The organism is Amycolatopsis sp. NPDC006125 (assembly GCF_040614195.1).
Classification (GTDB): Bacteria; Actinomycetota; Actinomycetes; order Mycobacteriales; family Pseudonocardiaceae; genus Amycolatopsis_E; species Amycolatopsis_E tucumanensis.
The window spans coordinates 1-7887 of sequence record NZ_JBEXTZ010000182.1 but is presented as its reverse complement, the minus strand read 5'-3'; the positions used below and the strand labels follow the sequence as shown (position 1 = coordinate 7887).

Below are 7887 nucleotides of genomic sequence, written 5' to 3'. Positions count from 1 at the left end.
TTCGGTTGCCGAGACACCGCGTCAAGGCGGGAAAGCGTGCCTTGACCCGGTGGCTCGGCAACCGATTTGGCTGGGGATCGGGTTGCGGGAGGGGACTGGTCGGTGGGGTTGTTGCTTTTCGTTGCCGGCTGCCCGATGCGAGTCGGCAACGAAGTGAAGGCGACGCCCGGGGCGCTACGCGTAGCGCCTACAAAACCCGCCTCAACCAGGAGGCCTGCTCGGCGACCTGAGCCCCTTGTCCTCCTTCGTGCTCGTTCCACTCCCACACGCGGATCTCCGAATCCCCGCCCCACCGGTTGAACGCCGCGAACACCGTCGACGGAGGGCAAACCGGATCCCGCAGCGCCACGCTGAACAAAGCAGGCGCCGAAGCCCGCGGAGCCAGCACGGCCCCGTCGAAATACCGCAGCGTGGCAAACGCCTCCCCGGCCCGGTGCCGGTGCGCCGCCAGCCACGTCACCAGCTCCAGGTACGGCCCCTCGGAAGCGATCTCCGCCCCGCGCCGGAAGTGGCACAGGAACGGCACATCCGGCATCGCGGCCGCGACCCCGGGCGCCAGCGCCGCCGCGGTGATCGTGATTCCGCCGCCCTGGCTGCCGCCTGCCACCACGATCCGGTCCGCGTCCACCGACGGGTGCGCCCGCGCCGCCGCCACCGCCCGCACCGCGTCGACGTACACCCGCCGGTAGAAGTACTGCTCCGGGTCCAGGATCCCGAGTGTCATGAAACCGGGCACGTGCGGCCCGGCCGACCAGGAATCGCCTGTCGCGCCGGGCACCGCCTTCCCGCCCTGGCCGCGCGTGTCCACCACCAGGTGCGCGTACCCGAACGCCGACCACGTCAGGTAATCGTGCGGCAGGCCGCGCCCCAGGTTGTACCCCAGGTACTGCACCACGCACGGCAGCTTCGCCGGCCGGTCCCGCGGCAGCAGCAGCCACGCCGAGATCCGCTGCCCCGCCGCGCCGGTGAACGACGCGTCGAACACGTCCACCGTCCGCAGCAAAGTCTCCTGTGGACGGAACACCGGGTCCAGCGGTGACCGGTCCGCCTCGGCCAGCGCGGTGGCCCAGAAGGCGTCCAGGTCGGCGGGTTCGTCCAGTGGCGGCCGGTACTCGGACAGCTCCGACAGCGGCAGGTCGTACAGCGTCGTCACGCTGGGGACCCTAGCGCCGGAAACCGCCGCCGACGAGGGGTTCAGCCGATTCTGTCCACACCGGACAAAAAAGGTCAGTCCCGGCCCTCACGCAGGGTCGGCAGCCCCGCCGCCAGGGCCCGCAGCATCCGCTTCGCCGTCGGGGCGAACTGGATGCACAACTCGGCGATCACCGGGTCCTCCGCGTAGAGCTTCGCCATCACCGGGGGTGGGTTCGCCGCCGGGTACAGCAGCGCGGCGAGACCGGCCGCCGCGCCGACCAGTTCGCCCGCCTCGTCCTCGGTCAGGTCCGGCCGCGCCCGCGCGACGGCGGACGACACCTTCGCCAGCGCCTCGGCCGTCCGGAGCTTGAAGGCGCGCGCCGCCTCGACGGTCACGTTGTGCTCCAGCGTGATCGAGCTGTGCGAGAGCAGGTCGCAGAAGAGAGGGCGCTCCTCGAGCGTCTCCACCAGCGCGTCGAACACGCCGTCCGGCGAGGACGCCGCCGCGATGCGCTCCAGCGCAGCCGTCTCCCAGTCGTGGAACTCCTGCGCCGCCAGTTCGAGGTAGATCTCCTCGCGGGTGGCGAAGTACCGCGCCAGGTTGGACTTCGCGAGCCCGACCGCGGCCGCGAGGCTGCCCAAGCTGACGTTCCGCACGCCCGAGGTGAGCGCGAGCTCACGCGCGGCCGCGAGGATCGCCTCGCGCCGCTGCTGCTTGTGCTCCGGGCGCCGCGCGCGGAGGAACTCTTTCGACATCGCCGGATCATTCTACGACCCCCGATTAGAGGACGCTGTTCTCTTGTTAAGAGGACGGTGTCCTGCTAGCTTCGGGAGAAACCGGGAGGAGCAGACATGGTCGAGGTGTCACTGCGGGTCAACGGATCCGCGCAACGGCTGGACGTCCCGCCCCAAGTGAGCCTGCTCGACGCGCTGCGCGAGGAGCTGGGCCTGACGGGCACGAAAAAGGGCTGCGACCAGGGCGCGTGCGGCGCGTGCACCGTGCTGGCCGACGGCGACCGCATCAACTCCTGCCTCGCGCTGGCGGTGCAGTACGACGGGCGGGAGATCACCACGGTCGAGGGGCTCGGCCACCCGCTGCAGGAGGCGTTCGTCCGCGCCGACGGCCTGCAGTGCGGCTACTGCACGCCGGGCCAGCTGTGCTCGGCGGTGGGCATGCTCGCCGAGCACAAGGAGGGCGCGCCGAGCGCCGTGACCGAGCACCTGACCACCTCGCCGGAGCTGAGCGACGAGGAGATCCGCGAGCGGATGAGCGGCAACCTGTGCCGCTGCGGTGCCTACAACGGCATCGTCGAGGCGATCCGGGAGGTCGCGGAATGAGATCGTTCACCTACGTCAGCGCCCCGGACGTGCCCGCCGCGCTGGCGGCCGTCGCGGACGGCGACGCCAAGTTCCTCGGCGGCGGCACGAACCTCGTCGACCTGATGCGCGAGGGCATCGAACAGCCGGCCACCGTGGTCGACGTCAGCCGCCTGCCGCTGACCGCCGTCGAGGAGCTGCCCGGCGGCGGCGTCCGCATCGGCGCCCTCGTGCGCAACAGCCGCCTCGCCGCCCACCCGGTCATCCGCGCCAGGTGCCCGGTGCTGGCGCACGCGATCCTGCACGGCGCCTCGGCCCAGCTGCGCAACATGGCGACCGTCGGCGGCAACCTGATGCAGCGCACCCGCTGCCTCTACTTCTACGACGACACCGCGCCGTGCAACAAGCGCACGCCCGGCAGCGGCTGCGGCGCCCTCGACGGGTTCGCCCGCTCCACGGCCGTTCTCGGCGTGAGCGACCACTGCATCGCCACCCACCCCTCCGACATGGCCGTCGCGCTGGCGATGCTCGGCGCCGTCGTCGAGGTCGAGAGCACCCGCGGCACCCGGCGGATCCCCATCGCCGACTTCCACCGCGCGCCCGGCGACACCCCGCACGTCGAAACGGCGCTGGCGCCCGACGAGCTGATCACCGCGGTCGAGCTGCCGCCGGTGCCGGTGGCCGCGAACTCCCGGTACCGCAAGGTGCGCGACCGCGCGTCGTACGCGTTCGCCCTGGTCTCGGTCGCCGCCGCGCTGCGCGTCGAGGACGGGGAGATCGCCGAGGCACGCGTGGCGCTCGGCGGCGTCGCGACGAAGCCGTGGCGCGCGGCCGAGGCCGAGCGGCTCCTGGTCGGCGCGCCGGCCACCGACGACACCTTCCGCCGCGCCGCCGAAGCCGAACTCGCGCCCGCGATCACCCGGGAAGCCAACGCGTTCAAGGCCGGCCTGGCCGTCCGCACGACCGTGGCGACCCTGCGTCAGCTGGCCACCGGGGGAGGTGCGGCATGAGCGTCATCGGCGCCCCGCTGGACCGCCGCGACGGCCCGGCCAAGACGACCGGCGCGGCGCGGTTCGCGGCCGAGCACCTCCGCCCCGGCCTCACACACGCCGCGCTGGTGCACGCCACGATCAGCCGCGGCCGCGTCACCCGCATCGACACCACGGCGGCGAGCGCGGTGCCCGGCGTGATCACCGTGCTGACCCACCACAACGCGCCCCCGCTCAAGCCGGCGCCCAAGGTGAACCCGCTCAACCTCAGCACGCTGGTGTCCGGCACCTCGGTGAACTACCTGCAGGACGACGAGGTCCACTTCGACGGGCAGCCGGTCGCGGTGGTGGTGGCGGAAACCTCGGCCGCGGCGAAGGAAGCGGCGGCGCTCGTGCGCGTGGAGTACGCCCTGCTGCCCTCCACTGTGGACTTCGAGTCGATGGCGCCGCACGCGAAGAAGCAGCCGTACAGCCCGGTCTCCCCGGGCGAGGCGAAGAAGGGCGACGCGGAGAAGGCGTTCGGCGAGGCGCCGGTGACCGTGGACCACCGGTACACCACGCCGCCGCACCAGCACAACGCGATCGAACCGCACGCCACCATCGCGGAGTGGGACGGCGACCGCCTCACCGTGCACGAATCGACCCAGTCCATCGACTGGTGCCGCAACCACCTCGCCGTCCGCTTCGGCGTGCCCGCCGCCGACGTGCGGGTGATCGCGCCGTTCGTCGGCGGCGGTTTCGGCGGCAAGGGCATGGTCTGGCCGGGCACGGTCCTCGCCGCGCTGGCCGCACGCGCGACCGGACGGCCGGTGCGGCTCGTGCTGACTCGCGAGGACGTGTACCGCACGGTCGGCGGCCGGACGCCGTCGATCCAGCGCGTCGCGCTCGGCGCGGACCGCGACGGCTCGCTGACCGCGCTGATCCACACCAGCGTGACCCGCACCGGCCGCGTCGGCGGCGCACCCGAGCAGGTCACCTCGCAGTCGCGGCACCTCTACGGCGCGGACCACATCCTCATCCAGGCGAGCACGGTCGAGCTGGACCTGGTGCCGAACACGTCGATGCGCGCGCCCGGCGAGTCGATCGGCACGTTCGCGGTCGAGTCGGCGGTCGACGAGCTGGCCGCCGAGCTCGGCATGGACCCGATCGAGCTGCGGATGCGCAACGAACCCGAGCGCAACCCCTTGGACGGCAAGGAGTTCACCCACCGCAGGCTGCGGGAGGTCTACGAAGCCGGCGCGTCGCGGTTCGGCTGGCGGGACCGGGCGCCGGAGCCCGGCGCGACGCGCGACGGCCGGTGGCTGGTCGGGATGGGGGTCGCCACGGCCTACCACCCGGCGTGGCTGTTCACCGCCAACGTGACGCTGCGGCTGTCGGCCGACGGTACGGTCCTCCTGCGCTGCGGCTTCCAGGAGATGGGCATGGGCGCGGCGACGGCGCAGGCGCAGATCACCGCGGACGCGCTCGGCGTGCCGGTCGACGCGGTGCGCGTCGAGTACGGCGACTCGGCGCTGCCGGTGGCGCCCACCGCGGGCGGTTCGACGCAGACCGCGAGCGTGGCGGCCAGCGTGCTCGAAGCGGCCGAGAAGCTGAAGCGGCGCCTGCCGAAGGGGGCCGGGGACTTGGTGGCGGCCGTGCGGCGGGCGGGAGTGCCGCACGTGGAGGTGTCGGTCGGGTTGGACAGCCGGTTCGGCCGCCTCGCCGGGCAAGCCCGGCTCATCGGCCGGTTCGTGCGCGACCGGCGGCGGGTGCGGGCCGCGACCGGGGCGCAGTTCTGCGAGGTGCGCGTCGACCCGGACACCGGCGAGGTGCGGATCTCGCGGTGGCTCGGGGTGTTCGACATCGGCACGGTGGTCAACGCGAAGACCGCGGCGAGCCAGCTGCGCGGCGGGATCGTGATGGGCATCGGCATGGCCCTGTCCGAGGAGACCCTGGTGGACCCGCGCACCGGGCGGATCATGAACCCCAGCCTGGCCGAGTACCACGTGCCCGTGCACGCCGACGTGCCGCGCATCGAAGTGTCCACACTGGACGACCCGGACCCCACGACGCCGCTGGGCATCGTCGGCGCCGGCGAGGTGGGCATCACGGGAGTGGCGGCGGCGGTGGCGAACGCGGTGTTCCACGCGACGGGTAAGCGGGTGCGCGACCTGCCGATCACGCTGGACAAACTGCTCTGACCGGACGAACGCCGGGCGCCGGCAACCGGCGCCCGGCGTTCACGGGAGCGTCAGAACCACCACTGGTTCTGCGCGCCCGCCACGTACTGCCACAGCTGCACGACCGTGCCGTTGCGGTAGCTGGTGTTCAGGTCCGCGTCGAGGTACCGGCCGCTCTGCACGTTCTGCAGCCGCAGGTAGCCCTCGGGGATCTCGTTGACTGCGAACCACTGGTTCTTCGCGCCGGCCACGTAGTCCCACAGCTGCACGACGGTGCCGTTGCGGTTGATCGTGTTCAGGTCGGCGTCGAGGTAGCGGCCGCTGTACGCGTTCTGGAACCGGTAGTAGCCCTCCGGGATCTGCCGGATGTACCAGGCCTGCTGAGCCGCGTACTCGTCACACGCCCACAGCTGCACCTTGGTGCCGTTGCGGTTGATGGTGTTGAGGTCGGCGTCCAGGCAGCGGCCCGGGTCCGAGGCCGGGCCGAGCAGGTAGGCCTGCTCCTCGGCCATCGTGTTGACGCCGCCCTTGACCTGGTTCGGGTGCGCCGGGCGCAGCACCAGCCCGTCCAGCGACGTGACCGGCTCGCCGGCCTGCTGCGCCGCGCCCGCGCTCGGCGCCACGAACAGCGAGAGCAGGCCGGCCAGCAGTGCCGCGGCCGCGAACGGCCGCTTCAGTCTTCTCATGGGTTCCCCATTCCGTGACGGGGCGCGGAATCCTCCGGCCGCACCCCGGAGTCTGGATCTTCGCCGCGGGGGCGCTCCGGAGTCGACCACATTTCCCGGACGCTCAACAACGCTGTTCAACGGTGTAACGGACCGGTATCGCGAACGATCTCTCCAGTGCGGCCACAGTTTTTCGCGGAGAGGATCGCCGGTGCGCCTGGAGCTGAAATCGCGCGACCTGACCCGCGTGGGGCTGTGCAACGCCGCCGATCCGTGCTGGGAGCTGGCGAGCAGCGTGCGGCTGCTGCGGGACGAGGAGGTGGCGTTCGGCTGGTGGCGACGCCGGGTCCAGGGCCGGCTGCCGGAGTCGTTCCCGGTGCTGCGGTGGCTGTACACCTCGGGGGAGGTGCCGGAGTTCCTGCTGCCCGCGGGCGGTGACCTGGCGTCCGGGCTCGCGGCGGTGCTGGGCACGCCGCCGGACCGGGTGCGGGCCGCGCTGGCGGCGCTGCCGGAGCCGCGTGGACTGCCGCCGTGGGCCGCGGCCTTGCGGTCCGGTTCGGACGCCGCGCTGTCTCGGCTGGTGCAGGCGTTGCGGGAGTACTTCATGGTCGCGCTGGCGCCGCACTGGGACACCGTGCGGGCGCGGGTCGAAGTGGACCGGCAGGCGCGGATCCAGGCGCTGGCCGACGGCGGGGTGGACGGTCTGCTGGCCACGCTGCGCCCGGTGCTGCGGTGGGAGCCGCCGTACCTGGTGACGGGCGTGGCGAGCCCCGGCACGCCGCGGCGGACGGCCGGGGTGCTGCTGGTGCCCACCTACTTCACGGTGCAGCCGTGGATCGTGCCCGGCTCGACGGGCCCCGTGCGCCTGGGATACCCCGCGGCGGCCGAAGACCCGCGCGTCCGCCGTGCCCCGCACGCCACCCCGCGCGCCCTGGCGGCGCTGCTGGGCCCGACCCGCGCGGCGGCGATGGTCCTGGCGGCGGCCGGGTGCAGCACCTCGGACCTCGCGGCGCGCCTGGGAGTGACCCCGTCCGCGGCGAGCAAGCACATGTCGGTGCTGCGGGCGGCCGGCCTGATCGCGAGCCACCGCAACCGCAACACGGTGCGTCATTCACTGACCCCGCTGGGAATGGCGTTGGTGGACGGCGCTTCGACGTGAAGGTGGCCCGGCATCCGGGATGGCGTTCCGGGCGGAATGGCTCGCCCGGCGTAAGGGGGCCACGACGTCTGGCAGCGGTGGTGGAACGCCCCCGGAGGGGCGGCATGCGGGTGCGGCGTTGAGGAGCGCAGGGGGATTGCAACCAGGCCCGGCCCGCCTGGGGCCGGACCGCCGTGTGGCACTTGCCGTGGGCGGCGCGTCGGCGTGAGCGAGCCCCGGCGCCGGGGCAGCGGCGCGGCTCCGCCGAATGGCACTTGCCGGGTGCGACGGCGTTTCGGCTTGGGTGTGGCCTGCCAGCGCGGCGATGGTGCTCGGGCTTGGCGGGGCGCCGCTGGATGGGGCGGCGCGTCGGTGCGGGTTGAGGCGCGGGGAGGGATCGCGCGTGGCCACCGTGTGGCACTTGCCGTGGACGGCACCCCCGGCATGAGCGAGCCCCGGCGCCAGGGCAGCGGCGCCGGGGCTCG

General features: G+C 73.1%; 7 protein-coding genes. 4 read left to right on the top strand and 3 right to left on the bottom strand.

From position 1 onward, the window contains the following. Window positions 1-187 precede the first annotated feature (187 nt). Both ABZ193_RS42605 and ABZ193_RS42600 read right to left on the bottom strand, forming a co-directional pair. Window positions 188-1153 carry an acetylxylan esterase gene (locus tag ABZ193_RS42605; protein WP_354714494.1) on the bottom strand — a complete coding sequence of 322 codons (966 nt, stop codon included), beginning with the start codon at window positions 1151-1153 and terminating at the stop codon, window positions 188-190. Between the two features lie 74 nt (window positions 1154-1227). Next, a complete protein-coding gene (locus ABZ193_RS42600; RefSeq protein WP_354714493.1) occupies window positions 1228-1890 on the bottom strand; it encodes a TetR family transcriptional regulator in 663 nt (220 codons plus the stop codon). Between the two features lie 96 nt (window positions 1891-1986). On the opposite strand from ABZ193_RS42600, the gene ABZ193_RS42595 reads away from it, so the two are divergent. From ABZ193_RS42595 to ABZ193_RS42585, 3 genes are read left to right on the top strand one after another with little or no spacing between them, the layout of a single operon-like run. Then, a complete protein-coding gene (locus ABZ193_RS42595) occupies window positions 1987-2472 on the top strand; it encodes a 2Fe-2S iron-sulfur cluster-binding protein (protein ID WP_237335926.1) in 486 nt (161 codons plus the stop codon). Beyond that, window positions 2469-3461 (top strand): xanthine dehydrogenase family protein subunit M, encoded by a 993-nt coding sequence (locus ABZ193_RS42590; protein ID WP_354714492.1) that lies wholly within the window; start codon window positions 2469-2471, stop codon window positions 3459-3461. Before ABZ193_RS42595 ends, ABZ193_RS42590 begins: the two co-directional genes overlap by 4 nt. Further along, complete coding sequence (locus ABZ193_RS42585) at window positions 3458-5620, top strand: xanthine dehydrogenase family protein molybdopterin-binding subunit (RefSeq protein WP_354714491.1); 2163 nt, start codon at window positions 3458-3460, stop codon at window positions 5618-5620. The genes ABZ193_RS42590 and ABZ193_RS42585 overlap by 4 nt, the downstream gene beginning before the upstream one ends. A 50-nt stretch (window positions 5621-5670) precedes the next feature. On the opposite strand, the gene ABZ193_RS42580 is transcribed toward ABZ193_RS42585, so the two are convergent. Then, window positions 5671-6285 carry an RICIN domain-containing protein gene (locus tag ABZ193_RS42580; RefSeq protein ID WP_020421215.1) on the bottom strand — a complete coding sequence of 205 codons (615 nt, stop codon included), beginning with the start codon at window positions 6283-6285 and terminating at the stop codon, window positions 5671-5673. A gap of 190 nt (window positions 6286-6475) precedes the next feature. Here ABZ193_RS42580 and ABZ193_RS42575 point away from each other — a divergent pair, with 190 nt between their 5' ends. Then, window positions 6476-7423 (top strand): helix-turn-helix domain-containing protein, encoded by a 948-nt coding sequence (locus ABZ193_RS42575; protein WP_020421214.1) that lies wholly within the window; start codon window positions 6476-6478, stop codon window positions 7421-7423. Window positions 7424-7887 lie beyond the last annotated feature (464 nt).

Excerpts from the sequence above, each read along its gene's own strand:
- ABZ193_RS42600 (WP_354714493.1), bottom strand. The coding sequence starts at position 1,890 with ATGTCGAAAGAGTTCCTCCGCGCGCGGCGCCCGGAGCACAAGCAGCAG.
- ABZ193_RS42595 (WP_237335926.1), top strand. The coding sequence starts at position 1,987 with ATGGTCGAGGTGTCACTGCGGGTCAACGGATCCGCGCAACGGCTGGAC.
- ABZ193_RS42590 (WP_354714492.1), top strand. The coding sequence starts at position 2,469 with ATGAGATCGTTCACCTACGTCAGCGCCCCGGACGTGCCCGCCGCGCTG.
- ABZ193_RS42585 (WP_354714491.1), top strand. The coding sequence starts at position 3,458 with ATGAGCGTCATCGGCGCCCCGCTGGACCGCCGCGACGGCCCGGCCAAG.
- ABZ193_RS42580 (WP_020421215.1), bottom strand. The coding sequence starts at position 6,285 with ATGAGAAGACTGAAGCGGCCGTTCGCGGCCGCGGCACTGCTGGCCGGC.